Annotated in this window: 29 protein-coding genes, 1 tRNA gene and 2 pseudogenes; 15 read left to right on the forward strand and 17 right to left on the reverse strand. The window is 48.9% G+C overall.

Annotated features, from left to right (window positions below):
- Nucleotides 1–75: 75 nt before the first annotated feature.
- Complete coding sequence (locus NC980_RS07645) at nucleotides 76–219, reverse strand: hypothetical protein (protein ID WP_190378320.1); 144 nt, start codon at nucleotides 217–219, stop codon at nucleotides 76–78.
- A gap of 207 nt (nucleotides 220–426) precedes the next feature.
- Between NC980_RS07645 and NC980_RS07650 the strand changes: the two genes are divergently transcribed.
- Both NC980_RS07650 and NC980_RS07655 read left to right on the forward strand, forming a co-directional pair.
- Nucleotides 427–639: a type II toxin-antitoxin system HicA family toxin gene (locus tag NC980_RS07650; RefSeq protein WP_190378321.1), complete on the forward strand. Its 213-nt coding sequence runs from the start codon at nucleotides 427–429 to the stop codon at nucleotides 637–639.
- A complete protein-coding gene (locus NC980_RS07655; protein WP_190378322.1) occupies nucleotides 639–848 on the forward strand; it encodes a type II toxin-antitoxin system HicB family antitoxin in 210 nt (69 codons plus the stop codon). The genes NC980_RS07650 and NC980_RS07655 overlap by 1 nt, the downstream gene beginning before the upstream one ends.
- A 245-nt stretch (nucleotides 849–1,093) precedes the next feature.
- Here NC980_RS07655 and NC980_RS07660 read toward each other — a convergent pair whose 3' ends face one another.
- The gene (locus NC980_RS07660) at nucleotides 1,094–1,312 is read right to left on the reverse strand and encodes a hypothetical protein (RefSeq protein ID WP_190378323.1); all 219 of its coding nucleotides are present in this window, start codon (nucleotides 1,310–1,312) and stop codon (nucleotides 1,094–1,096) included.
- A 117-nt stretch (nucleotides 1,313–1,429) separates the two neighbouring features.
- Here NC980_RS07660 and NC980_RS07665 point away from each other — a divergent pair.
- Nucleotides 1,430–1,662 (forward strand): annotated as a pseudogene (locus tag NC980_RS07665) (DUF2283 domain-containing protein).
- Between the two features lie 58 nt (nucleotides 1,663–1,720).
- Here the strand turns inward: NC980_RS07665 and NC980_RS07670 are convergent.
- The 9 genes from NC980_RS07670 to NC980_RS07710 all read right to left on the reverse strand — a co-directional run bounded on the left by NC980_RS07670 (nucleotide 1,721) and on the right by NC980_RS07710 (nucleotide 8,671).
- Entirely contained in the window at nucleotides 1,721–2,671 is a 951-nt protein-coding gene (locus NC980_RS07670; RefSeq protein ID WP_190378324.1) for a F0F1 ATP synthase subunit gamma, read from the reverse strand.
- Between the two features lie 225 nt (nucleotides 2,672–2,896).
- A complete protein-coding gene (gene atpA / locus NC980_RS07675) occupies nucleotides 2,897–4,414 on the reverse strand; it encodes a F0F1 ATP synthase subunit alpha (RefSeq protein WP_190378325.1) in 1,518 nt (505 codons plus the stop codon).
- Nucleotides 4,415–4,458: 44 nt separating this feature from the next.
- On the reverse strand, nucleotides 4,459–5,016 hold the full coding sequence (atpH, locus tag NC980_RS07680) for an ATP synthase F1 subunit delta (protein ID WP_190378326.1): 558 nt from the start codon (nucleotides 5,014–5,016) through the stop codon (nucleotides 4,459–4,461).
- 4 nt (nucleotides 5,017–5,020) lie between these two features.
- Nucleotides 5,021–5,566, reverse strand: a complete 546-nt coding sequence (locus NC980_RS07685; protein ID WP_190378327.1) for a F0F1 ATP synthase subunit B — start codon at nucleotides 5,564–5,566, stop codon at nucleotides 5,021–5,023.
- 102 nt (nucleotides 5,567–5,668) lie between these two features.
- Nucleotides 5,669–6,091 carry a F0F1 ATP synthase subunit B' gene (locus tag NC980_RS07690; protein WP_190378328.1) on the reverse strand — a complete coding sequence of 141 codons (423 nt, stop codon included), beginning with the start codon at nucleotides 6,089–6,091 and terminating at the stop codon, nucleotides 5,669–5,671.
- Between the two features lie 70 nt (nucleotides 6,092–6,161).
- The gene (gene atpE, locus NC980_RS07695) at nucleotides 6,162–6,407 is read right to left on the reverse strand and encodes an ATP synthase F0 subunit C (protein WP_017289641.1); all 246 of its coding nucleotides are present in this window, start codon (nucleotides 6,405–6,407) and stop codon (nucleotides 6,162–6,164) included.
- A 40-nt stretch (nucleotides 6,408–6,447) separates the two neighbouring features.
- Complete coding sequence (gene atpB / locus NC980_RS07700) at nucleotides 6,448–7,200, reverse strand: F0F1 ATP synthase subunit A (RefSeq protein ID WP_190378329.1); 753 nt, start codon at nucleotides 7,198–7,200, stop codon at nucleotides 6,448–6,450.
- 61 nt (nucleotides 7,201–7,261) lie between these two features.
- Entirely contained in the window at nucleotides 7,262–7,672 is a 411-nt protein-coding gene (locus NC980_RS07705) for an ATP synthase subunit I (RefSeq protein WP_190378330.1), read from the reverse strand.
- 399 nt (nucleotides 7,673–8,071) lie between these two features.
- Nucleotides 8,072–8,671 (reverse strand): hypothetical protein, encoded by a 600-nt coding sequence (locus NC980_RS07710; RefSeq protein ID WP_190378331.1) that lies wholly within the window; start codon nucleotides 8,669–8,671, stop codon nucleotides 8,072–8,074.
- Nucleotides 8,672–8,842: 171 nt separating this feature from the next.
- On the opposite strand from NC980_RS07710, the gene NC980_RS07715 reads away from it, so the two are divergent.
- The 3 genes and pseudogenes from NC980_RS07715 to NC980_RS07725 all read left to right on the forward strand — a co-directional run.
- Nucleotides 8,843–9,013 (forward strand): type II toxin-antitoxin system HicB family antitoxin, encoded by a 171-nt coding sequence (locus NC980_RS07715; protein ID WP_347272813.1) that lies wholly within the window; start codon nucleotides 8,843–8,845, stop codon nucleotides 9,011–9,013.
- Between the two features lie 261 nt (nucleotides 9,014–9,274).
- On the forward strand, nucleotides 9,275–11,014 hold the full coding sequence (locus tag NC980_RS07720) for a TolC family protein (protein ID WP_190378332.1): 1,740 nt from the start codon (nucleotides 9,275–9,277) through the stop codon (nucleotides 11,012–11,014).
- A 543-nt stretch (nucleotides 11,015–11,557) separates the two neighbouring features.
- A pseudogene (locus tag NC980_RS07725) lies at nucleotides 11,558–12,013 on the forward strand (M23 family metallopeptidase); the annotation flags it as partial.
- A 7-nt stretch (nucleotides 12,014–12,020) separates the two neighbouring features.
- On the opposite strand, the gene NC980_RS07730 reads toward NC980_RS07725, so the two are convergent.
- A complete protein-coding gene (locus tag NC980_RS07730) occupies nucleotides 12,021–13,016 on the reverse strand; it encodes a pentapeptide repeat-containing protein (RefSeq protein ID WP_190378334.1) in 996 nt (331 codons plus the stop codon).
- 58 nt (nucleotides 13,017–13,074) lie between these two features.
- Nucleotides 13,075–14,103 carry a hypothetical protein gene (locus NC980_RS07735; protein WP_190378335.1) on the reverse strand — a complete coding sequence of 343 codons (1,029 nt, stop codon included), beginning with the start codon at nucleotides 14,101–14,103 and terminating at the stop codon, nucleotides 13,075–13,077.
- A 106-nt stretch (nucleotides 14,104–14,209) separates the two neighbouring features.
- Between NC980_RS07735 and NC980_RS07740 the strand changes: the two genes are divergently transcribed.
- From NC980_RS07740 to NC980_RS07755, 4 genes are all read left to right on the forward strand, one after another.
- Nucleotides 14,210–14,533: a 2Fe-2S iron-sulfur cluster-binding protein gene (locus NC980_RS07740; protein WP_190378336.1), complete on the forward strand. Its 324-nt coding sequence runs from the start codon at nucleotides 14,210–14,212 to the stop codon at nucleotides 14,531–14,533.
- On the forward strand, nucleotides 14,530–14,697 hold the full coding sequence (locus NC980_RS07745; RefSeq protein WP_190378337.1) for a hypothetical protein: 168 nt from the start codon (nucleotides 14,530–14,532) through the stop codon (nucleotides 14,695–14,697). Before NC980_RS07740 ends, NC980_RS07745 begins: the two co-directional genes overlap by 4 nt.
- Nucleotides 14,690–15,736, forward strand: coding sequence for a DUF3326 domain-containing protein (locus tag NC980_RS07750; RefSeq protein ID WP_190378338.1), 1,047 nt, complete (start codon nucleotides 14,690–14,692; stop codon nucleotides 15,734–15,736). Before NC980_RS07745 ends, NC980_RS07750 begins: the two co-directional genes overlap by 8 nt.
- A gap of 92 nt (nucleotides 15,737–15,828) precedes the next feature.
- Nucleotides 15,829–16,422 carry a CPBP family glutamic-type intramembrane protease gene (locus NC980_RS07755; RefSeq protein ID WP_190378339.1) on the forward strand — a complete coding sequence of 198 codons (594 nt, stop codon included), beginning with the start codon at nucleotides 15,829–15,831 and terminating at the stop codon, nucleotides 16,420–16,422.
- Between the two features lie 44 nt (nucleotides 16,423–16,466).
- Here the strand turns inward: NC980_RS07755 and NC980_RS07760 are convergent.
- A tRNA-Met gene (locus NC980_RS07760) sits at nucleotides 16,467–16,543 on the reverse strand.
- A gap of 111 nt (nucleotides 16,544–16,654) precedes the next feature.
- Here NC980_RS07760 and NC980_RS07765 point away from each other — a divergent pair.
- The 3 genes from NC980_RS07765 to NC980_RS07775 are packed head-to-tail and all read left to right on the forward strand — an operon-like array spanning nucleotide 16,655 to nucleotide 17,721.
- Nucleotides 16,655–17,005, forward strand: a complete 351-nt coding sequence (locus NC980_RS07765) for a YkgJ family cysteine cluster protein (protein WP_190378340.1) — start codon at nucleotides 16,655–16,657, stop codon at nucleotides 17,003–17,005.
- 59 nt (nucleotides 17,006–17,064) lie between these two features.
- Nucleotides 17,065–17,421: a TMEM165/GDT1 family protein gene (locus NC980_RS07770; RefSeq protein ID WP_190378341.1), complete on the forward strand. Its 357-nt coding sequence runs from the start codon at nucleotides 17,065–17,067 to the stop codon at nucleotides 17,419–17,421.
- 3 nt (nucleotides 17,422–17,424) lie between these two features.
- Nucleotides 17,425–17,721 carry a TMEM165/GDT1 family protein gene (locus NC980_RS07775; protein ID WP_190378342.1) on the forward strand — a complete coding sequence of 99 codons (297 nt, stop codon included), beginning with the start codon at nucleotides 17,425–17,427 and terminating at the stop codon, nucleotides 17,719–17,721.
- Nucleotides 17,722–17,782: 61 nt separating this feature from the next.
- Here NC980_RS07775 and NC980_RS07780 read toward each other — a convergent pair whose 3' ends face one another.
- Nucleotides 17,783–18,253: a DUF4149 domain-containing protein gene (locus tag NC980_RS07780; RefSeq protein WP_190378343.1), complete on the reverse strand. Its 471-nt coding sequence runs from the start codon at nucleotides 18,251–18,253 to the stop codon at nucleotides 17,783–17,785.
- Nucleotides 18,254–18,806: 553 nt separating this feature from the next.
- Here NC980_RS07780 and NC980_RS07785 point away from each other — a divergent pair.
- Nucleotides 18,807–19,337 carry a DUF2808 domain-containing protein gene (locus NC980_RS07785; protein ID WP_190378443.1) on the forward strand — a complete coding sequence of 177 codons (531 nt, stop codon included), beginning with the start codon at nucleotides 18,807–18,809 and terminating at the stop codon, nucleotides 19,335–19,337.
- Here the strand turns inward: NC980_RS07785 and NC980_RS07790 are convergent.
- Nucleotides 19,334–19,687 (reverse strand): phenylpyruvate tautomerase MIF-related protein, encoded by a 354-nt coding sequence (locus tag NC980_RS07790; protein WP_190378344.1) that lies wholly within the window; start codon nucleotides 19,685–19,687, stop codon nucleotides 19,334–19,336. The two genes, NC980_RS07785 and NC980_RS07790, sit on opposite strands and share 4 nt — an antisense overlap.
- A gap of 134 nt (nucleotides 19,688–19,821) precedes the next feature.
- Between NC980_RS07790 and NC980_RS07795 the strand changes: the two genes are divergently transcribed.
- Nucleotides 19,822–20,244 (forward strand): hypothetical protein, encoded by a 423-nt coding sequence (locus NC980_RS07795; protein WP_242027101.1) that lies wholly within the window; start codon nucleotides 19,822–19,824, stop codon nucleotides 20,242–20,244.
- 69 nt (nucleotides 20,245–20,313) lie between these two features.
- Here the strand turns inward: NC980_RS07795 and gltD are convergent, their stop codons facing one another.
- Nucleotides 20,314–21,792: a glutamate synthase small subunit gene (gene gltD, locus NC980_RS07800; RefSeq protein ID WP_190378345.1), complete on the reverse strand. Its 1,479-nt coding sequence runs from the start codon at nucleotides 21,790–21,792 to the stop codon at nucleotides 20,314–20,316.
- Nucleotides 21,793–21,906 lie beyond the last annotated feature (114 nt).

Below are 21,906 nucleotides of genomic sequence, written 5' to 3' on the forward strand. Positions count from 1 at the left end.
ATAGCACACTTAGAACGCTTGATCTACATAAATTTGAATATTTTGTCTCAAGTTAGAGCATTACTGTCATGAAATTCACTGCGCCCGTTGCGCGGCATACTCTTGCAAGGTCATACAATCGCCAGCCTCATTATCTGCGTAAGCTGCTTGAATTTCAGCAATGTCTTCTGGAGAATCTTCTTCATCGTCGAAAAGCTCAGCGTCGAGAACTTCCCACAATTGCCGCTTTTCAGAGAGGTCTAGAGAAGAAACAGCTTCTAGAAGCGATCGATCAGGAGATTTCTACTTTCACGATGTTCTCAGACATTGAAATTCCCTTGAGTAACCTAGTCTCTATTTTGCAGGGTTCAAGTTGTAATGCAAAGCGTCGCGGTGAATTTAGCGAACAATTCATTTATAATCGCCTGAGCCATTATAGAAGGAAAAATGAAAGTCAGAGCCGTCATCAAGCGATTAGAAGCAGACGGTTGGTATCTTGCTCGAACTAAAGGGAGTCATCGACAATTTAAGCATTCAGAGAAGCCAGGAACCGTTACCGTATCGGGTAAACTCAGTGTTGATGTTCCGATTGGTACACTAAAAAGCATCTGGCGGCAAGCACAGATTGAGCTGATCGGATCTGAAGAGGAGGAGAACTGATGCGGTATGCAATTGTGATAGAAAAAGGACAAACTAGCTACGGCGCTTACGTTCCCGATCTTCCCGGTTGTGTGGCAGTTGGAGAAACGATCGAGGAAGTCAGAGCATTGATTCAAGAAGCGATCGACTTTCACCTAGAAGGACTCAGAGAAGATGGATTGTCAATTCCTGAACCTATCTCGATTTGTGAATATGTTGAGGCTGGATAGAGTGCGGTTGTTCTTCCACCCAATTGATTCAAGGCTCTTCTCGACGCTTCAACGCAGCAACAATCTCCTCAATTCCTGCGGCAGCGATCGACGGTTAGTCCAGTTAAGAAATCTCCGGGAAGTTCTCCGGCTTGAGGCTGTTCTACATCGCTTGAACATCAGTGCGAATTTGTTGATATCGCTTGAACAGCATTTTCAACTGTCGCTCAAATTCAAGAGAGAATTCGACTTCAATACTCGAAGACTCATTCTCCATCTAAACTATCCCAAAGCTGAGAGATGGGTTTAGTTTGTCCAGTTTTAACTTCGTGTAGCGCTCTCTGAAGACTTGCGGCGACTTCTTCAACGCTTGGATCATCTTCTGACTCGTTGAGCAAGTTGGAAAGAATATTGATCAGTTCTCTCTGTTCAGAAACACAGAGAGATTTGGCAATGGCGATCGCGTTTCCAAGTTGAGGGGTCATCGAATCTATCCTCATGCTGCTAGGGTCATTCTATCTTTTTGAAGCTTTGCGATCGGGCTTCATGAATACGGTGCTTACTGCCTATTTGTCTCGGACTGTCACTCAAGGAGAGGTTGTATGGACGCAAAGTTAGGATTTGAGTGCGATCGCAAAGGTGACATTCTCTACATCAACAAATGCAAACCTTATGCTGAACAAGAATCTGAAGAAATTGAGTACGTGTTGTGGCGCGTTTGAATTCTTCTACTTGTGAAATTGAAAACCTCGAAATTCTATTTTTCTCGAAATGCCTTCAAGAAAATCCGTTTTTAGAAGTGCCGATCGTTGCTGATTTGAGACTATCGGCGTAATTCAACCAAAAAAGCGCCCAAGTTCCCCTGGACGCTCTAAAGAATTTCGAGAATTATCTTAAGTCAGTGCATCTGCACCTGCGACCACTTCCAGCAGTTCTTGAGTAATTGCTGCCTGACGTGCCTTGTTGTACGACAACGTAAGCGAACCGATCAAATTCTTCGCGTTATCACTCGCGTTGTTCATCGCCGTCATCCGAGCCGCCAACTCACTCGCAGCCGCCTCTTGCAGCGCTCTCAGCAATTGATTATTCAGATACAACGGCAACAGCGCATCAAGAATTTGCACCGGATCTTGCTCGAAGATCATGTCTTGCGGGAAGCTTTGAACTTCAGGCGCCGCTACTCGTTCCCGTTCAACTTGGAACTGCCCACCGCGAGTTGTGAGCCGGAAAATTTCATCATCAGAAACTTCCAACCCTTGCGGATCGAGTGGTAACAACGTTTGAACTACCGGACGGGACGCAATCAAGGACACGAACTTCGTGTAGATTAACTCAACCCGATCGACACTCTCCGACAAGAACTGAGTCAGCACCACATCCGCGATTTGTGCCGCTTCTGCTGAGGTTGGAATCTGCTCCAAGCCTGAATAGCTTTCGACGATCGGATAGTCCCGACGCTGGAAATACTGTGCCGCTTTACGCCCAACTACAACCATTTTGTAGTCGATACCTTCCGCTTTCAGTTCTTGGGCGCGGTTTTCAGCCCGACGAATCACGTTGGCATTGTAGCCGCCGCACAATCCGCGATCGCCTGAAATCACAAGCAATCCAACGGTTCCAACATCACGCCTTCTCAAGAGCGGCAGATCTGCTTCTTCAAATCTCAATCGCGCTTGCAAGCCGTATAGCACTTGCGCGAGGCGATCAGCGAACGGACGAGTTGCTGTCACTTGTTCTTGTGCCCGACGCACTTTCGCTGCTGCCACGAGCCGCATCGCTTCTGTAATCTTTTTGGTGTTCTTGACCGACTGAATGCGATCGCGAATAAATTTTAGGTTTGCCATAGTTTGAAACGATTTTAGAGTTTAGATTTTGGATTCTGGATCAATCTAAAATCCAAAATCCGAAGCTGTTTCAGAGAGCGGTTTATCTGAGTTCAAATTGCTTAGGGTCTACCTTCTAAATCCCCCACTTGTAAGGAACCTCAAACCAAGAAAGTCTCGATTTTCAAAATCCCTCAGAATGGGGGATTTAGGGGGCAGAAGTCGTTTTCAACGAAGCAAAATAAACTACGCAGCAGCCATCATGGTTTGCTTCGTCTCGGTAATCGCTTCCTTCAGCAGACCTTCAGCTTCATCGGTCAACACTTTCTGACCTTGAACGATTTCCACATACTTCGGCTTACCCGTCTTCAGATAGTCACGCAAGCTCTTCACAAACGTCGTTACCTTATCAACCGGGATATCATCCAAATATCCATTGATACCGGAGTAAATGACGGCAACTTGTTCCGCAACCGACAGCGGCGAGTATTGCGGCTGCTTCAGAATTTCACGTAGACGAACACCACGCGCCAATTGATTCTGAGTCGCTTTATCCAAGTCAGACGCGAACTGTGCGAATGCTTCCAATTCTGCAAACTGTGCAAGCTCCAGTTTGACCTTACCCGCAACTTTTTTCATCGCTTTGGTTTGTGCTGCCGAACCCACACGCGATACCGAGATACCCGCGTTTACAGCAGGACGCAGACCCGCGTTGAACAAGTCAGACGACAAGAAGATTTGACCATCGGTAATCGAAATTACGTTAGTCGGAATATATGCCGAAACGTCACCTGCTTGAGTTTCGATGATCGGCAATGCAGTCATGCTACCGCCGCCCAATTCATCGCTGAGTTTCGCTGCACGTTCGAGCAAGCGGGAGTGAACGTAGAACACATCTCCCGGATAAGCTTCACGTCCCGGTGGACGACGCAGCAAGAGCGACATTTGACGGTAAGCCTGAGCTTGCTTCGACAAGTCATCATAGATAACTAAGGTTGCTTTGCCTTTGTACATGAAGTACTCAGCCAAAGCTGCACCCGTGTAAGGCGCGAAGTATTGCAGAGTTGCCGGATCGTTTGCGTTTGCAGCAACCACGATCGTATATTCCATCGCGCCCCGATCTTGCAGCACTTGCACAATGTTTGCCACGGTCGAAGCTTTTTGACCGATCGCAACATACACACAGATCACGTCTTCACCCTTTTGGTTCAGAATCGTGTCTACCGCAACCGAAGTCTTGCCGGTTTGACGGTCTCCGATAATCAACTCACGCTGTCCCCGACCGATCGGAATCATAGAGTCGATCGCGGTAATTCCGGTTTGCATCGGCTCACAGACCGACTTCCGCGCAATGATGCCCGGAGCCATTGACTCGATCAGGCGAGTTTCAGTCGTATTGATGTCGCCTTTTCCGTCTAAAGGGCGTGCCAGAGCATCGACTACGCGACCGATCATTGCCTCACCGACAGGAATTTGAGCAATCCGTCCGGTAGAAGTCACAGAGCTTCCTTCTTGGATGCTGCGACCGTCGGACATCAATACCGCACCGACGTTATCTTCCTCCAGGTTCAGCGCCATGCCGACGGAACCATCTTCAAACTGCACCAGTTCACCGGACATGCACTTATCCAACCCATAGATCCGCGCAATGCCGTCACCGACCTGCAACACGGTTCCGACGTTGGAAACTTTCACGCCTTGATCGTAACTTTCGATCTGTTGGCGAATAATATTGCTAATTTCGTCTGGTCTGATTGCTGCCATTGGAAACCTCTGTTAAAGGATGAGAAATGAAAGGAAAAAGGGAGTTAGTTTGAACTGCTCAAACGTAGCGTAATCCGTCGCAACTGACCGCGCAGACTCGCATCAATCACTTGTGAACCTACTCTGATGATCACACCACCGATCAATTCTGGATCGATCTTAGTTTCGATTTCGACTGAGTTCGCATTCGTCATTGCAATGACTTTCTCGCGAATCGCATTCTTCTGATCGTCGTTCAGTTCAACTGTCGAAGTAACTTCTGCTAAAACGGCTTGCTTCAGCTTCCGGTACAGTCTCTGGTACTGCTGACAGATGCCTTCGAGAAACATCACGCGACGACGATCGACGAGCAACATGATGAAGTTCCGCATGAACGGATGCACCGCATCACCGAACACCTGAGACAAAACTTCTCTCTTGAGATTGCCTTTTGCCAAAGGATTCGCGATAAAGCCCTTCAGGTCTTGTGAACCGTTCAATGTATCGAGAATGTTGCCAACATCTTCAGCAAATCGATCGGTGAGATCATTCGACTTTCCCAAAGACATCAACGCCTGAGCGTAGGGATCTAAAACTTCTGACCTTAAAATATTCTCTGCCATCGCTCTATCCCTCGCTCAATAACGCAATACTGCGATCGACTAACCGTTGCTGAGACTCATCATTCAAGCGTCTCGGCAATTCGCCTTCTGCGCGTTGCAGTGCTAGAGTTGCCACTCGCTGACGCAATTCATTAATGATACGCTCTTGCTCTGAGGACAAATCTGCGGCTGCGGTTTCACGCATCCGAACGATATCTTGTTCAGCTTTCGCCAAAATATCGTCGCTTGCTTTCTTCGCAGCAGCTTCCGCGTCAGAACGAATCTTTGTGGCTTCTTGTTGGGCTTGAGCAAGTTTCTGCTGTTGTTCAGCGAGTTTAGACGCAGCCGTCTTTTTGCGGGTTTCTGCTTCTGAAATCGCAGTCTCGATCGCGGTGCGGCGTTCGGTCAAGGTTTTACCGAGGAAACCTCGTCCAAAGTAAACGACGATCGCAATCACGATGCTGAGGTTAATCAGGTTGGTTTCGAGGATATCGAAATTGAATCCGAAACCGCCCCCCTCTGCTTCTGCCAGTAAACTCACTCCGCTGGCGAGTCGCAAATATATTTCCATGACACTTATCCAAAACTGCGCGTGACTATCCCAAGTTCGTTGAAATCAAACCGGACGGGGAACCTAAAATTCATTGGGAGCCTTGATTAACCAGCAGCCTCGTTAAACTCCAGCTAGTAATTTGTCTAGAATTTCACGACTTAAGGCTTCAACTTGTTGTTCTAACGTTTGAAGCGCTTCTTGTTTTTGCTGGTCTAACTCCTTCTGAGTTTGTTCCCGTTGTTGTTGTGCTTCTTGCTGTGCCGCTGCAATTTTTTGTGCTGCGATTTGATTCGCTTCGGCTTGAGCTTGAGCGATCGTATTTTGATACGCCCGACGCGATGCTGCGAGGTCAGTTTCGTACTGCTTCGCTAACGCTTCTGCTTTTGCCAATCGCTCCTTCGCATCTGCTTCACTGCCCCGAATAAAGTCGTTCCGATCTTCAACCACTTTAGTTAATGGCTTGAAGAACACAGCGTTCAGCACTGCGACCAACAGTAAAAATTGCACCGCCATCAACGGCAGCGTTGCGTCAAAATCAAACATGATGAGGAGAAGAATGAAGATGAATAAGAAAGCGAGATCTGGAATGCATTCCAGATCTCAGGCTTCATACTTATGCGAAGGGGTTCGCGAACAGCAGAACCAGCGCGATCACAAGACCGTAGATGGTCAGTGATTCCATGAACGCGAGGGTCAAAAGCAAAGTACCCCGGATTTTTCCTTCTGCTTCAGGCTGACGAGCGATCCCTGCAACCGCTTCTCCCGAAGCGTTACCTTGACCGATACCAGGTCCGATTGCAGCAAGACCGATCGCAAGAGCAGCAGCGATCACAGAAGCAGCAGCAACGGTAGGATTCATAATTCTTTCCTTTGAGTTGAATACGGTGAACAGATTGGGTCTACGGCGCGTGTTCTTCTTCGCCGTGACCTTCGAGTGCTTCGTGAATGTAAGCACCCGCCAGAGTCGCAAACACGAGCGCCTGAATCGCGCTGGTAAATAATCCCAGCAGCATCACAGGCAGGGGAACAAAGAGCGGCACTAGAAGCACCAATACACCGACCACCAACTCATCCGCCAAAATGTTGCCAAAAAGTCGGAAGCTGAGGGAAAGCGGCTTGGTGAAGTCCTCTAGAATCGCAATGGGCAGGAGAACCGGAGTCGGCTGAACGTACTTCGCAAAGTAGCCCAAGCCTTTCTTACTGAAGCCCGCGTAGAAATATGCCAGCGACACTAAGAGCGCTAAAGCCACGGTGGTGTTGATGTCGTTCGTTGGGGCAGCCAGTTCGCCTTCTGGTAATTTGATTAATTTCCAGGGGACGAGGGCACCCGACCAGTTAGAGGCGAAGATGAACAGAAACAGCGTTCCAACGAAGGGAACCCAGGGACGGTACTCTTTTTCGCCAAGCTGGTTTTTGGTCAACTCCCGCACATACTCCAGCGCGTACTCCATTAAGTTCTGAATGCCTCTAGGAATGCGTTGCGGGTTGCGGCTTGCCAGTACCGAAGCACCGACCAACAGCCCGATTACAATCCAGGAGACGATAAAAACCTGCCCATGAATCTTTAGATTGCCAATTTCCCAATAAAGATGATGACCCACCTCTAGGTTGGCGATCGGGAAAACGGTTTTCGAGTCGAGGAAATTTAGCATTTCAGTTCAGGCGGCTTTTCCCAGATTCAAGGAGCAATATTTGTCTGCGAATTTCTATTACTTAACTCTGAGTTTGATCAGGCGTGAATAGAGTTCGCAAAGTGTACACGAGTAAGGTTCCTTTGTACGTGAGAAATCCCAGAAAAACAGGAAGGACATGAAGCTGTTTGACTTGCGTAGCGGCGATGATCACCCCGGCAAAGACGGCTAAATGTGTTTTGCTGATCTGTTGTTTCTCGGTACCCAGGCGCTCTACGTTTCGTGCCAATAACTTTAAGTAAACCACACCTGTACACGCTCCAATTAAATAATTCAGAGCAGTGTTTAGCGAATAGAAATACCAGACGGGAAAGAAGATCAATCCGGTGAGAACAATGGTCGTAATTAACAACTCGTTTTGGAGTCGATAATATTCCACCATTGAGGCACTCGGCTCTGGTGTTTCTGTACCAGTTTGGATCGTTTCTTCCATAGCAGGCGCGGCTCCAAAGTTAGGTCTACATTGCCATGATAACGATCGAATTCAGTTGATATCCGAGCGATCCCGACACTGTTGAACCACGAGTCATCATATCATGTGGAGGTAATAATACTTAATGGAGTTTTGCCAGGGCGATTTTCTTGATTGACGATAGAAGAATTTCTAATCTGTGGGCGATCGGAAGTGACCGTTGTGTGCTGGGTGGGGTTAGGAGTGCGATCGTTCTGATGTCAGCAATGATTTACCGATGAACGCACTGATAAAGTATCGATCAAGGTAACAAGAGGAGACTTCATTGAGCCATTTCCCGATCAAGTCTCCTTATCTAAAAAACCACCTAGAGTTTTCTGCTAAGTTATTACGCTACTGATCTGCCAATACCTTATCGACTTACAGAGTAGCCTCTGAGTAACTTCCCTTTTCGATACGCCAATGAGTAACGATGCTTGCCTTACTCGGGGGGTGGTTATTAACCGTTGTTACTGCTAAAAGCTGTCCCTTTGCATCTTTAAACTCAAATCGACAGAGGCCAGCTCCTGTTCCAGAGCATAAGACAACCTCTGTAAATCCCTGGCTAGCAAGACGCTTCATTGTAGAATCTTTAGCAAATGCGTTGTAATCCCGCAAAGTAGGCAGTTTGGCCTGCCAACCGTGACTTATCAGAAGTTCACGCGCTTTTTTGTACTCCATACCCTGCTTGAGAGGAATCGTTTGAGAAGGCTTGTAAGTTTCCGACCCTCCAAGATTGACCTGGACGGTTCCATTGGAATTGGTAATGTTTGGGCTGCTATCACCCTGCGTAGATTGCCGAGAACTGTGGGCGTTAACTTCAGCATCTCCATTTGAGTTACTGATGCTTGGAGTGGCGGGTTCTTGCGTAGATTTCTGAGGACTAGAAGCACCATGAATTGCCAGTCCAATTGTGACTACTGTACCAACAACAGTTATTGCCACAACGATAGGATGGTCGCCATAATTTTTCCAAGACATAAGCTATTAAACCTAAGATATAGACGTACTAGTATATTTTGAATGTCAATATAGGAAAATGCCAACTTCTCCTGTAGCGGCGACGGCTTCATTTGAAGAAACTTCCCTGTCTGTGTCTCTGAATGGAAGTTGCTCGATCGACTTCTCGTAAAATAAAGATGTTCGCTTTTGGTGAGGAAATTCCTTGCGAAATTTAGTGTAACGCTCGATCAAGATGAAGATGGAGTCTGGATTGTCGAGTGTCCTAGTATTCCTAGATGCGTGAGCCAAGGTGAAACCAAGCAGGAAGCGCTTGAAAATATTAGCGATGCGATCGCAACGTGTTTAAGTAGACAAGCTTAATTAAAACCGATCCGCCCTCACCTCAACTCTCTTCCACAGGAGCTTGGGTGGACATGATAGCTTCTCCAGGAAGTGGGCTGAGTGAGAGTAGATTCAGGGTTGATTTAATCCACGATCCTTGAATAGAAGAAACGCAGGAACTTTGTCGATCGACCGCTTGAAGCGGTATCCTGCATAAGACTGAAGAACTGAGAGCGAGTTAACTAAAACACAGTCACTCGTCTCTTGCTGATTGTGATACCGTGGGCGAACCGAAATCGTATGAAACCGTCTCTTAGATTACTGACTTTAGGTGTGGGAGTTTGGATGATCCTTGGATTGATCGGTGCGGCATTCGCCAATCCTGCCCGGACTCAAACCGATCCGGAACCTCCCACCTCCAATTTCACCCTAGCCGCAAGCCGCGACGCAGAGGGCGATCCAACACCGCCGTTTATGATCACGCAAGCTCTTGCAACACGCAAGCCCAACCCCGCAAAACTCACGCTCAAGCCGCAGACGACCGCTCAAGGCGGAGCGACTCCATCCCCTTCTGCACCCCTCCCTGCTCCAGCGGGATCGCCGCGCACTCCGACTCCCGCACCCGCCGCAACTCCCACTCCGACCACCCCGGCTCCAACCACGCCGGCAACCGGAGGAGCGAATCAACTCGTTCCTACCCCCGCCTCCCTCGACCCCTCGCCCAACCGCCTTCAGTTTCCTACCCAGCCCGGAGAAGTTCAAGTCCGAGCGACGCAGCCGATTACTCTCCAGCAAGCTTTAGAACTGGCAGAACGCAATAACCGCGATTTAGAAGTGGCGCGTTTACAAGTCGAGCAAAGCCGCGCTGCGATTCGTGAAGCCAGAGCAGGTAATTTTCCCACGCTCGGACTGACGGCAAACTTAACTCGATCGGGCAGTGTCTTCATCACGCAAGACACGCAGCAAAACAGTTTTCTCGATCAGCTTGGCGTTGATTCCGGCAACAGTGGTGCCACCCGTACCGCCTTCAGCACAGGCGCACAGCTCAACTACGACCTCTTCACATCAGGATTACGTCCTGCCCAGATCGAAGCCGCAGAGCGTCGATCGCGGGGCGCAGAACTCCAGCTTGAGCAAACTCGCGAAGACTTGCGCTTACAGGTATCGAACGATTATTACAGCCTGCAAAACGCAGATTCTCAAGTAGCAATCAACGAAGCAGCGGTTCGCAATGCTGAAGCAAACCTGCGAGATTCTAGAGCGCAGGAAACCGCAGGGCTAGGGACTCGATTCGACACGCTTAGAGCCGAAGTCAACTTAGCCAATGCGGCTCAGTTGTTACGCAACGCCCAAGCCAACCAAGAAATTGCGCGACGACAACTGGCACAGCGGCTTAGTTTAGCTGAAACGGCAACGCTCACCGCCGCTGATCCCGTGCAGCCTGCCGGGACTTGGACAATTCCGCTCGAAGACAGCATTGTTTTAGCGTACAAAAATCGGGCAGAGCTAGAACAGCAGCTTGTACAACGCGAAATTAGTCAAACGCAAATTCGAGCCGCTCGCGCCCAAAATGGCGTAACCCTAAGCCTTGTTGGGGCTTACAATTTTCAGCGATCGGACACCACCACTAGCTCCGCCCGCAATTCAGACAACTACAGTCTAGGACTGCAAGCCCGTTGGAACTTGTTTGACGGCGGCGCAACCAACGCCCAAATCGCTCAGCAAGAGCGCAACCGCGAAATTGCTGAAGCTCGATTTGCCCAAAACCGCAACCTGGTTCGTTTCCAAGTCGAGCAAGCCTTCGCCAACCTGCAAGCAAACCTAGCGAATATCAATACCACGCAGCAATCGGTAGCACAGGCAGAAGAAGCGCTGCGGCTGGCGATTTTGCGCTTTCAGGCAGGGGTTGGTACACAAACTGATCGCATTAGCGCAGAAGCAGCCCTGACCCAAGCCCAAGGCAACCGCGTTAGCGCCATCATCAACTACAACCTCGCGCTTGCCCAGCTTCGACGCGCCGTGAGTAACTTAAGTCCCTGAGCCATTTTGCTCAATTCTCGGCACAATAGTTCTGAGCCTTCTCGACCCACTGTTGTTCTCTCGACTCGTTTTATGACTCACTCTTTTTCTCATGCTGCTTTGATGATTCGGATTCTAATCCTGTCGGGTCTGATCGGGGTCAGTGGTATCGCCCGCGTTCAGGCGCAAACTCTCGATTCCAAGGCGAAGCAAAGCGCAGATCCAATTCCAACCGTAAACATTGAACCTGCCGCACCCGCCACTCCGCCTAGCGGAGATGCCTTTATCGATCGCACCGATTACAGTTTGGGAGCAACCGAGCGCATCGAAACGCCTGCGGTGGTCGCAAAGCCATCTGCCCCCGTTGCTCCGCGTCGATATGAAGTGGCGGAAGCAGTGAGCGCAGCCCCCGTTGAAGTCGGCGGCTTTAACTTATCGTCTAGGGGGATTGAGTGGAATGCAGTGGCTCCCTCAAACCCGATCGGCTCCGCCTACAGCACTGTTCAAACCTATTTCAATCGCACGATTCGCCCGATCGGTCGAGTCGGCAACGGGGATTTGAAGCTCATTTTCCCCCTAGCGATTCCGTCTCCGATTACGTCGATTTTTGGCTGGCGGGTGCATCCGATTAGCGGTGATACGCGACTGCACACCGGAACAGATTTAGGTGCGCCACTGGGAACTCCGGTATTAGCAGCGCTGACAGGTCGGGTAATCATGGCGGAATTCTTTGGCGGATATGGGTTAGCCGTAGCACTCGAACACAATGCGGGCGCACAGCAAACCCTTTACGCTCACTTGTCTGAGATTTTCGTCAAGCCTGGAGACATTGTGAAACAGGGTGCGGTCGTGGGACGAGTTGGCAGCACCGGAAACTCGACTGGGCCGCATTTGCACTTTGAAGTGCGGCAGCAAACCACAGACGGATGGGTGGCGCTGGATGCGGGAGCATCGCTAGAAACAGCGATGGCAGAATTGGTTAAGTCGATGCAAGTCGCTCAGAAACCGCAAACGCCCTAATCTTCACCTAATCTTCAACAGTGCCATCCGATCGAATCATGCCTTGGACGATCGCTGACTTCAGGAGTGCGCTACTCATCTCTGCGCGGGTAAAGTTGGCGCGAGTAAGGTCGGCGTAGCTCAGGTCAGCACGTCCAAGGTAAGCTTCGACTAAAACAGCATCGATCAACTGAGCGTGTTGAAGATTCGCACGGCTGAGATCAGCGTGATTTAATTTAGCGCGGGTAAGAGTTGTGTGAGTCAGTACAACTTTATGTAATTTGGCGTGATTCAGTGTGGCTTCGGTCAAGATTGCCGATCGCAGATCCGCTTGAGTGAGAATCGCTCGATTTAACTTAGCGTCTTTCAGGTTCGCGTGGCTCAAGTTGGCTTCGGTTAAATCAGCCTCCGTGAGAAACGCTCCGGTCAGGATTGCCTCACTGAGGCTGGCTTGGGTTAGCGTGGCTTGGCGTAGATTTGCTTCGCTTAAATTGGCTCCTGCGAGATTCGATCGACTTAAATCCGCTCCGGTTAGGTTCGCGCCTCGTAAATCCGCTCCCCGCAGATCTGCACCGCGTAACACCGCGCCTTCGTAGCTTCTTTTCTCCTGTCGAAAATTGGCTCCATGCAGATCCGCCCCGCGCAAATCAGCGCCGCTAAAGTTGGTGTTGCGTAAATCCGCACCGCTGAAATTGGCATCTACGATCGAGGCAAGCGAGAGATCAGCTCCCCGCAAATCAGCATCCTTGAGGATTGCGCCATGTAGATCGGCATCGCGCAAATTGGCATTAAGCAGAGTTGCTTGGCTTAGGTTTGCACCACTCAAGCTGGCATGAGTAAGATTGGCGCGAGTTAAGGTGGCGCGATTGAGATAGGCAAAGGTCAAGACTGCATGATTTAAGTCGGCTTGGGTGAGATTAGCGCCGATCAGATCTGCGTAAGTGAGATCAATGCCTGCAAAGTTTTTGCCAATAAACTCTAATTCTCCCGCGTCGTATCGTTGCAGCAATTCTTGAGCATTCATGGCGAAGCAAGCTTTTGAAGATCCTCAGTCCTAGTTTGCCCGTTGCGATCGCTTTGTTTCACAAGCTGGGCTGGGTGGAGCTTGCGAGAGTCGCATCTGCAACGCTACTGGCTCTCAGTGAGACCAAAAGGGTTTGACGCAAAGTGTAGTAACTTGATTTGAGCGATCGCGTCAAAACAGGCACGATTTCTAAATAAGTCTCTGGCTCTTTAAGCTGGCTGGCTTTGTGAATTAGGAGCTGCTGAAATTCGTCGATCGTTTCTACTTGAGTCAAACTCGTTCTCAGCAATCCATCTAAACTATAAAGCTTGAGGTTTGACCAATCTTGGGGACAGAATTCAAACACATAATAGACCGCTGAAAATAAAAGAATTTTTGCTTTCAACGGATTTGTGTATTTCAAAATTTCTCGACGCACATCGAACAGATCAATCCGTTCTGCCTGAGCAGGTTCAGAGCCTGAATCTTCTTCCCCATAAAAAGGTTCCACTTCGCGCAGAATAATCTCTGCAACTAGCGAATACTCAGCCGGTTTATTCAGCGTTTTGACGATCGTACTCAAGCCCGGTCGTAAGTCTTCTAGAGTGGGATAACGTTGCATCAACTCGTTCAGCAACTCTGCCGTTGATACCTGGTCGATCACGCATGAATTCGCCTCCCAATATCGCCGGCAAGTATAGATTAATAGCTTTTTAATCCGGCTGATATTGACATCTTGATCTAATGTCGTCGATCGCTTTGAAGCAGTAATGATCGTGGTGGCATCTTGGGCATAAGCTCGTTCTAAAATAGAGAGAATAATTTGCCCGATCAAAGCATATTCAGCCGATTTATTCAGCGTTCCGATTTGATATGTTAAGCGCGATCGTAGCTGTGCGAACGTCGGATAGGCTTGCCTCACTTCTTCTATCAGCGAATACCAACTCAGTGCATCGAGACGAGTACAATCGCTCTCCCATTGATCACGACAGAGATAAAACAGCAGCTTTTGGATGCGGACGGCATTTGGATTGTGTTGAAGTTCGCCAATCACATTGAGAATTGCACTCGGTAGTGTCGCTCCGATGGGGGTAATCGATTCGCGCATCGTCTTGGTTAACTCTTCGGGGCTAGAGTTCCCCGATGGCTCGAAGCGTTAACCCGCATCACCATCGCTTTATAATGGTGATCTTTGATTAAACACGCGCATTCATATGGCTAACCTATACACGGTTGAAATTCGGCATCAGGGGCAGACTCACATCATCGAAGTTCCCGAAGACCGCACTATTCTGGACGTTGCCAACAACGAGAAAGGCTTAGAGCTGCCTGTATCTTGTACAGCAGGGGTCTGTACAACCTGTGCCGCATTGATTACAGAAGGAACTGTCGATCAAAGTGAGGGAATGGGTGTCAGTCCTGATCTGCAAACTCAAGGTTATACGCTGCTTTGCGTCGCTTATCCTCGATCGAACATCAAGCTTGAAACCGAAAAAGAAGAAACCGTTTATCAAAAACAATTCGGACAGCAAGGATGATTACGGATTTCATTACGATCGAACTAACCCTTCCGGGTTCTGTTGGCGAACTACATCACTCGATCGAGCAGCAGCTACGCGCATTCGGAGAGCCGTTACGTTGGGCAATTACGCGAGTGAATTCGCAAACCGTTGAAATTGAAGCAGTCGTCACTCGTGAATAAACCGTACACTGTCGGATTGATTGTTCCAACCGGAATCGGAGCCGCGATCGGCGGGTATGCAGGCGATGCGTTGCCTGTTGCTCGTGCGATCGCTGAAGTTGCCGATCGCTTGATCACGCACCCCAATGTCCTGAATGGGGCACAGCTTTACTGGAATCTGCCGAATGCTCTCTATGTTGAAGGCTATGGTTTAGATCAGTTTGCAGCGGGGCATTGGGGCTTATTACCGCAAGCCTCGAACCGAATTGGATTGATTCTCGACCGGGCGATCGAACCTGATCTACAACTCAGACATCTACAGGTTGCAGATGCGGCTAGAGCGACGTTGGGACTGAATTTAACAGACTATGTTGTAACGGATCAGGCGTTAAATGTAGAGCTGAGAACAGCGAAATCGGGGGCAACTTGGGGAACGATCGGACATCCCGATAGCTTGCTCAGATCAGCTGAAAAATTGATCGATCAAGCAGGAGCGACTGCGATCGCGGTTGTAGCTCGATTTCCTGATGATCCGAGCAGTGAGGCTTTGCAGGATTATAGATACGGTCAAGGCGTGGATCATTTAGCTGGAGCAGAGGCGGTAATTAGTCATTTGATTGTTCGTACCTTCCGAGTTCCTTGCGCTCATGCACCTGCGTTGTCTCCATTGCCGATTGATCCGAATTTATCACCGCGATCGGCTGCTGAAGAACTCGGTTATACCTTTCTGCCTTGTGTGTTAGTTGGACTGAGCCGCGCCCCCCAGTTTACGGAATTTCCGAATGCTCATGCGATTTGGGCGGATCAGATGAATGCGCTGGTAATTCCGGCATCGGCGGCAGGAGGCAGTGCAATCTTAAGTTTGAGCCAGTCTAAAACGCGAGTTATTGCAGTTGAGGACAATCAAACAAAATTACAGGTTCGACCGGAAGCATTGGGAATTCGATCAATGATCGTAAAGTCTTATCTTGAAGCGATTGGGGTTCTAATCTGCGATCGCGCGGGGATCAATCCTGCTGCTTTGAGTCCAGAAATTTCTTCACTTCGCCCTTTAGATTGATCGTAATTTCTGGGGGTGGAACGCCCTAGTATCCTTTCTGAGTCTTGAGTTATATTCAAGGCTCAGTTAGAAATAAGCGCGGTAAGACTCCAGTGGCAGAACAAATCCCTGATACACCTGAAATGCAGCCGCTCACCCGCATCCAAGTTCTGATTGCGATGGGTGTGACTGCTGTTGTTTTATTAGTTGTCTCTAAAGTTTGGTTGCACTTCAGCGCAGTGCCGCTGCTTGCGGTGCGATTTTCGGTGCAATCGCTACTACAAGGGATTGGATTGGGAATTGGGATTTCGGTTGCGAGTGCGATCGTCTACCGCATCTGGGCGGAGTACCGTAGAAGTGCAAATGAATATCTGACGCTGGTGATAAAGCCGCTGCTACTTCCGGACATCCTCTGGCTGGGACTGCTCCCTGGATTAAGCGAAGAATTATTATTTCGGGGTGTGATGCTGCCGGAGATTGGGCTGGATTTTGCAGGCGTTCTGCTCTCTAGTCTTTGCTTTGGAGTGCTGCACATGAGCAATTTGAAGCAATGGTCGTATGTGGTCTGGGCATCGATCGTCGGGATTGCGCTGGGAATGAGTGCGGTTTGGACAGGGAATTTATTGGTGCCGATCGTGGCGCACGTTCTAACGAATCTGATTTCTGGAGCGTTTTGGAAGTTGAGCGATCGAGCTTCAAAAATATGACATCAAAAAAGCCCGGTTCCATTGAAGAACTGGGCTTTTTAAGTTGGTGGCGGGGCATGGATTTGAACCATGGACCTTCGGGTTATGAGCCCGACGAGCTACCAGACTGCTCTACCCCGCGTCGAATTCCCAACTCGTCTAGTATAACCATAACTCCCCGAAAGTTGCAATACCTAATTTAAAGCGAGAAGATAGAGAAGTTCTGTTCGAGCCAATTTTAGAGAATCTAGTCATGGCAACTTGGCGCTGCGTCAAATATTGTGGAGCTTGCTGCAATCTCGATCCGAGCGATCGACCCGATTTAGAAGACTACCTCAACCCCGAAGAACTCTACCTTTATCTCAGCATGGTCGGCGAAGATGGCTGGTGCGTCAATTTCGACAAGATTACCCGCGAATGCAGCATTTATGAAGATCGCCCCCGCTTCTGTCGCGTTACGCCGGAGACGTTCGAGGAAATGTTTGGGGTTGAGCCAGAAGAAGTGAACGATTTCGCGATCGACTGCTGCCGTGAACAAATTGAAGGCGTTTATGGCGATCGCAGTCTAGAACTGCTGAAATTCGAGCGAGAGATCGGTCTCTAGCAAAAATTTGCAAATCCGAGTATAGTGACAGATAATGAAAAGAAAATGAAAACAGCTTCATGTCTTCCAATCTACCCGTTACAGAAACCAGAGAACTGCTGATTCTCGAACAGACTCAACCCGCGAAAGCAAAGTCTTCCTTTCTTAGCGTGTTTGGCTCGACGTTTATCACCATTTTTCTTGCAGAACTCGGAGACAAAACACAGCTTGCAACGCTACTGATGAGCGCCCAATCTCACGCTCCCTGGGTCGTGTTTGCGGGAGCGGCTTCTGCACTGGTTGCAACCAGCTTGGTCGGGGTTCTTGTCGGGCGCTGGCTGTGTCAGAATATCTCTCCGAAAACCTTAGAGAAGGCAACAGGCGGAATTCTGCTTTTGGTCGCGGCGCTGTTGGTTCTAGACGTAGTGAGGATGTAGACAATGGACTGGCAACTGATTGGAATTAGTTTTGTCACTGTGTTTCTCGCAGAGCTAGGCGATAAGAGTCAGCTTGCAGCGATCGCGCTCAGCAGTAATTGTAATAATTCCGCAAAAGCAATCTTCTTTGGAACTGTGACAGCGCTGATTCTTGCGAGTTTGATTGGGGTCGTGCTGGGTGAAGGCACAGCGCACTTATTACCCACGAAGTGGACAAAGATTATTGCTGCGATCGGCTTTGTGATTCTAGCGGTTCGATTGTTATGGTTTAGCGGCACCGAAGAAGAAGCCGCTAAATAACAAGGAAAAAGCCTCCAATGCTGGAGGCTTTTTTTAATGGAGTTCACCGCATCCAAACTTGTTAAAATTCGCGCTTCAGCAGCCAGCTGCCTGCCAGCAACTTAGACGCTTCCAGCACCCAATAGGCGACATGAAGCTGATTCATTCCTGCTGGAATGTGAGCGGGTTCAAACCAGTTCAGGTTTAATCCGAGCGAACTCATTTGCGGGGATAGAAAATAAGTGCAAGCGATCGTAATTGCAAATAAAGCACCTGCCAGCACCGTTGAAATGGGTGCATTCTCGGATTGTTGCCGGACTAATACCGCCGTCAAAACAAAGGCAGCACACAGCAACTCTAAACGATTAAATATCCAAAAAATTCCATACCCAGCCGTTGCAAAGTCAGCTTGCGACATCATCCCAGCCGCAAAAAGGCTTGGCATGATCACAAAATCAAGCAATATGCTACTGCTGATCCAGAATGATAAAGCGAGCACTAAACTTTTGTGCCAACTAATAGACTTGAAATCGGCTCTTGAAACGATCGCCATCGCCTAAACCTATGCTTGAAATGTTCTAAATTCAGACTAACAAATCCCCCTGTAAGCAGTTGGCATGGATAGAAAACTTAGCAAATGATTCAATTTAACAATAAAGGGTCTAGCTCACAAAAACTAGACCCTTTATTCAAACGAAAATAATGTGAATCGAGGTGGACTAAAATCCTGCAACATCCAAACTGAAGAGATACAAATTCCTCCTTGATATCTAACAGTACGAACTTAATCAGCAACGTATCGAAATCATTGAGACATTCAGTTGCAGGTGCTTTGAGGCGGGAGACACAGTTCTCAAAGCGGTGGTGTGGAGATTGAGGAGATATCTCTCTGTGTCTACGTTTAAATTAGCATTCCTAACCGAGCGTGGAGCACCCTTTTAATAGTTAAAGACCGAAGTTAATACAAGTTAATCTTGTCTTAAACTGGGTACAAATTCGGCTCTAAGTCCGATCAATTACACTAGAATTATTAGCCTGAAAATTCTTTTATGAAAAGCCACCTTGCTCGTCACTTTGTTGTCCCGCTGGGAATTTTCTTAGGTTCGATGGTCTCCAGCGTGGCGCTTCCGACCCAAGCTGTTCAAGTTCGCGGCACCAGCTATTTCACGTCTCCGCCTCGATTGGTTGGCGCTTCCACCACTCAGAATTATGTTTATGCGTGGAGCGTGACGTATTATTTTACGCTGGATGTCCCAGAGAATGCGGGAGAACCTTTGCAAAGAGTGACGATCGCCCAAAATGAGGGTGTGGATCGGGTTCGTTTTAATCTCAAAGACACCGAAGCCTTCGAGGGCGATCGCAACTCAAACCGCAAAATCGGCTTAGGAGAAGTCACTCAGGATGACAAAACCAGAGCGATCACGGTGAATTTCAATCCGCCTGTTGCACCCGGAAAACGAGTGACGATCGCGCTTGAGCCGTACCAAAATCCAGCTTATGGGGGCGTTTACCTGTTTGGAGTGACTGCCTTTCCGCAAGGGGAACCTGCTTACGGTCAGTTTCTTGGCTTTGGGCGGATTTCGATCTACGAGAGCCATCATTCGCTATTCCGCTTTAGCCCCTTCTTCCGGCACTAGCCAAAGGTTGCACTGTTCCAGCCCCACATATAACCTTTTGCATCTGCAAACTCGATGTAGATGCGATCGACAGGAACATTCAAGGACTGCTGAATTTGCTGACAAAAATCCTGGCTCATTGATTTCGTTTGATCTGGGGTCATTGAGCCAACGCTTTTGATTTCGATGTAGCAGGTTGGATCAGTTGTGCCGCCAAAGGTCATGGGTACGCCGGACTCAAATGCTGTCATTACATACGATTCTGGCTTGCGGGTGTGGTTTGCGAGGGCGGCAGACAGATGTTTGAGTAGGTCAGTGACTTGGCTCGAATCGGGATTCGCGATCGAGGTTTGAACTTTGATTAATGGCATTGTTAAGGGTCTCGCACTCAATGAGAGCATTGTAATGCCCGTGCCACTTGTGGAACAGGAACAGTCCCTCAAAAAGTGAAGGTATCACTCGTCATACTGAAGATAAGCGGTGTTCAGAGTCTCTAGGAGTGAATATGATGCAAGCTTCTCTACGGTGGTCAATTTTTCCGACTGCGATCGCAGCCGTTTTAGCAATATCCGGTATGGCTGCGGGTCAAATGGTGTCAGTTTCACCGAATACGCAGCCGATTACGCTCAATGGAACATCCGGTGGCACAAAGAAAGATTCTAGCTGTGCCGGATTTATTGCCAATCAGCCAAATCACACCGTCCAGGTTACGGCGGATAGTAATTTGAGGTTTATCCTGCAAGGAAGTGGTCAACCGACTTTATTAATTACTGGAGCGCAAGGACAGGCGTTTTGTGTTCAAGCCGATCGCTTATCGAACGGCAAAGTCGAAATACCGGGACGCTGGACTAGAGGAACTTACTCGGTATTTGTGGGAGATCGCGCACAAAGTCAGAATCCTTACACTTTGTCGATCGCTCCACAATAGCGAGCGATTAGCGGGTGATTTTAGAGCATTTGGAAAGCCAGAAATGAAACTTCATTTCTGGCTTTTTGATTAAGGCAAATCAGTTTCGCCCATGAGATAGCGATCGCATTCTCGTGCGGCTCCTCGACCTTCGTTAAATGCCCAGACGACTAAGCTTTGTCCGCGTCGGCAGTCTCCCGCAGCAAACACACCCGGAATGGCGGTTGTGTATTTGCCGTATTCGGATTTGATGTTGCTGCGGGCATCGCGATCGAGTCCCATTGCATCGAGTAACGGTTGCTCAGGGCCTAAGAATCCCATTGCGAGTAGAACGAGTTGCGCGGGAATGATCTTTTCAGTTCCTGGAATGTGCCTCGGAATGAATTGTCCTTGCTCGTTGCGCTCCCACTCTACCTCAACGGTGTGAATGGCTTTGACGTTGCCGCTTTCATCGCCTTCAAATCGGGTTGTGGTTCTTAGATAAGTACGCGGATCAGAGCCGAATTTTGCAGCAGCTTCTTCTTGTCCGTAGTCCATTTTGTAGACTTTGGGATATTCGGGCCAAGGATTGTTGGCAGCGCGTTCTTCGGGTGGCTTTGGCAGAATTTCTAGCTGTACCACGCTATTACAACCATGCCGAATTGAAGTTCCGACACAATCGGTTCCGGTATCACCGCCGCCAATGATCACCACGTCTTTTCCTTGGGCGGAAAGTGCTGGATCAGCTTGGTCTAAGACCGCTTGAGTGTTTGCGGTGAGAAAGTCCATTGCAAAGTGAACACCTCCCAGTTGACGACCTTCGATCGACAAGTCACGCGGCTTAGTCGCTCCGGTACACAATACGACCGCATCAAAGTTTTTCAACAGATCCTCAGTCGTTACATCCTTACCGATTTCTGTATTGCAGACAAATTTCACGCCTTCCGCTTCGAGAACATTCAATCGCCGCATCACGACGTTTTCTTTGTCGAGCTTCATGTTAGGAATGCCGTACATCAACAATCCACCCGGACGATCGGCACGTTCAAACACGGTGACCCAGTGCCCTGCTTTGTTCAATTGAGCCGCAGCAGACAATCCGGCAGGGCCGGAACCGACGATCGCGATCTTTTTCCCGGTGCGTTTTTGCGGCGGTTCGGGAGTGATCCAGCCTTCATTCCAGCCTTTTTCAGCGATCGAGTATTCAATGTTCTTAATCGTCACAGGCGGATTGTGAATGCCTAACACACAAGCACCCTCACAAGGAGCAGGACACACCCGCCCCGTGAATTCAGGGAAATTGTTGGTTTTGTGTAAGCGATCGAGCGCTTCTTTCCACAGTCCGCGATAGATCAGATCATTCCATTCAGGAATCAGATTGTTGATCGGGCAACCGCTTGCCATGCCGCTGATTACGGTTCCGGTATGACAGAACGGAATGCCGCAATCCATACAGCGTGCGCCCTGAGTGCGAAGATTCTCTTCGGGCATCGGCAAATGAAACTCATCCCAGTTGCGGGTGCGATCGATCGGGGAAAGTTCCGAGGGCAGTTCACGCAGAAATTCGATAAATCCAGTTGGTTTTCCCATAATTCAAGAATGATTGTGTTTCGTAATTCGGTAGAGACGCGATTAATCGCGTCTCTACGATGTCAGTTCAAAATCGCGTTTGTTCGATTGGGCGATTCGATCATCCGTATTCCA

The sequence above is a fragment of the Leptolyngbya sp. AS-A5 genome (assembly GCF_039962495.1).
Lineage (GTDB): Bacteria > Cyanobacteriota > Cyanobacteriia > Leptolyngbyales > Leptolyngbyaceae > Leptolyngbya.

What these genes read in the sequence shown, in the direction of transcription:
- NC980_RS07650 (WP_190378321.1), top strand. Translation starts at nt 427, where the DNA reads ATGAAAGTCAGAGCCGTCATCAAGCGATTAGAAGCAGACGGTTGGTAT.
- NC980_RS07655 (WP_190378322.1), top strand. Translation starts at nt 639, where the DNA reads ATGCGGTATGCAATTGTGATAGAAAAAGGACAAACTAGCTACGGCGCT.
- NC980_RS07660 (WP_190378323.1), bottom strand. Translation starts at nt 1,312, where the DNA reads ATGACCCCTCAACTTGGAAACGCGATCGCCATTGCCAAATCTCTCTGT.
- NC980_RS07670 (WP_190378324.1), bottom strand. Translation starts at nt 2,671, where the DNA reads ATGGCAAACCTAAAATTTATTCGCGATCGCATTCAGTCGGTCAAGAAC.
- atpA (WP_190378325.1), bottom strand. Translation starts at nt 4,414, where the DNA reads ATGGCAGCAATCAGACCAGACGAAATTAGCAATATTATTCGCCAACAG.
- atpH (WP_190378326.1), bottom strand. Translation starts at nt 5,016, where the DNA reads ATGGCAGAGAATATTTTAAGGTCAGAAGTTTTAGATCCCTACGCTCAG.
- NC980_RS07685 (WP_190378327.1), bottom strand. Translation starts at nt 5,566, where the DNA reads ATGGAAATATATTTGCGACTCGCCAGCGGAGTGAGTTTACTGGCAGAA.
- NC980_RS07690 (WP_190378328.1), bottom strand. Translation starts at nt 6,091, where the DNA reads ATGTTTGATTTTGACGCAACGCTGCCGTTGATGGCGGTGCAATTTTTA.
- atpE (WP_017289641.1), bottom strand. Translation starts at nt 6,407, where the DNA reads ATGAATCCTACCGTTGCTGCTGCTTCTGTGATCGCTGCTGCTCTTGCG.
- atpB (WP_190378329.1), bottom strand. Translation starts at nt 7,200, where the DNA reads ATGCTAAATTTCCTCGACTCGAAAACCGTTTTCCCGATCGCCAACCTA.
- NC980_RS07705 (WP_190378330.1), bottom strand. Translation starts at nt 7,672, where the DNA reads ATGGAAGAAACGATCCAAACTGGTACAGAAACACCAGAGCCGAGTGCC.
- NC980_RS07710 (WP_190378331.1), bottom strand. Translation starts at nt 8,671, where the DNA reads ATGTCTTGGAAAAATTATGGCGACCATCCTATCGTTGTGGCAATAACT.
- NC980_RS07720 (WP_190378332.1), top strand. Translation starts at nt 9,275, where the DNA reads ATGAAACCGTCTCTTAGATTACTGACTTTAGGTGTGGGAGTTTGGATG.
- NC980_RS07730 (WP_190378334.1), bottom strand. Translation starts at nt 13,016, where the DNA reads ATGAATGCTCAAGAATTGCTGCAACGATACGACGCGGGAGAATTAGAG.
- NC980_RS07735 (WP_190378335.1), bottom strand. Translation starts at nt 14,103, where the DNA reads ATGCGCGAATCGATTACCCCCATCGGAGCGACACTACCGAGTGCAATT.
- NC980_RS07740 (WP_190378336.1), top strand. Translation starts at nt 14,210, where the DNA reads ATGGCTAACCTATACACGGTTGAAATTCGGCATCAGGGGCAGACTCAC.
- NC980_RS07745 (WP_190378337.1), top strand. Translation starts at nt 14,530, where the DNA reads ATGATTACGGATTTCATTACGATCGAACTAACCCTTCCGGGTTCTGTT.
- NC980_RS07765 (WP_190378340.1), top strand. Translation starts at nt 16,655, where the DNA reads ATGGCAACTTGGCGCTGCGTCAAATATTGTGGAGCTTGCTGCAATCTC.
- NC980_RS07770 (WP_190378341.1), top strand. Translation starts at nt 17,065, where the DNA reads ATGTCTTCCAATCTACCCGTTACAGAAACCAGAGAACTGCTGATTCTC.
- NC980_RS07775 (WP_190378342.1), top strand. Translation starts at nt 17,425, where the DNA reads ATGGACTGGCAACTGATTGGAATTAGTTTTGTCACTGTGTTTCTCGCA.
- NC980_RS07780 (WP_190378343.1), bottom strand. Translation starts at nt 18,253, where the DNA reads ATGGCGATCGTTTCAAGAGCCGATTTCAAGTCTATTAGTTGGCACAAA.
- NC980_RS07785 (WP_190378443.1), top strand. Translation starts at nt 18,807, where the DNA reads ATGGTCTCCAGCGTGGCGCTTCCGACCCAAGCTGTTCAAGTTCGCGGC.
- NC980_RS07790 (WP_190378344.1), bottom strand. Translation starts at nt 19,687, where the DNA reads ATGCCATTAATCAAAGTTCAAACCTCGATCGCGAATCCCGATTCGAGC.
- NC980_RS07795 (WP_242027101.1), top strand. Translation starts at nt 19,822, where the DNA reads ATGATGCAAGCTTCTCTACGGTGGTCAATTTTTCCGACTGCGATCGCA.
- gltD (WP_190378345.1), bottom strand. Translation starts at nt 21,792, where the DNA reads ATGGGAAAACCAACTGGATTTATCGAATTTCTGCGTGAACTGCCCTCG.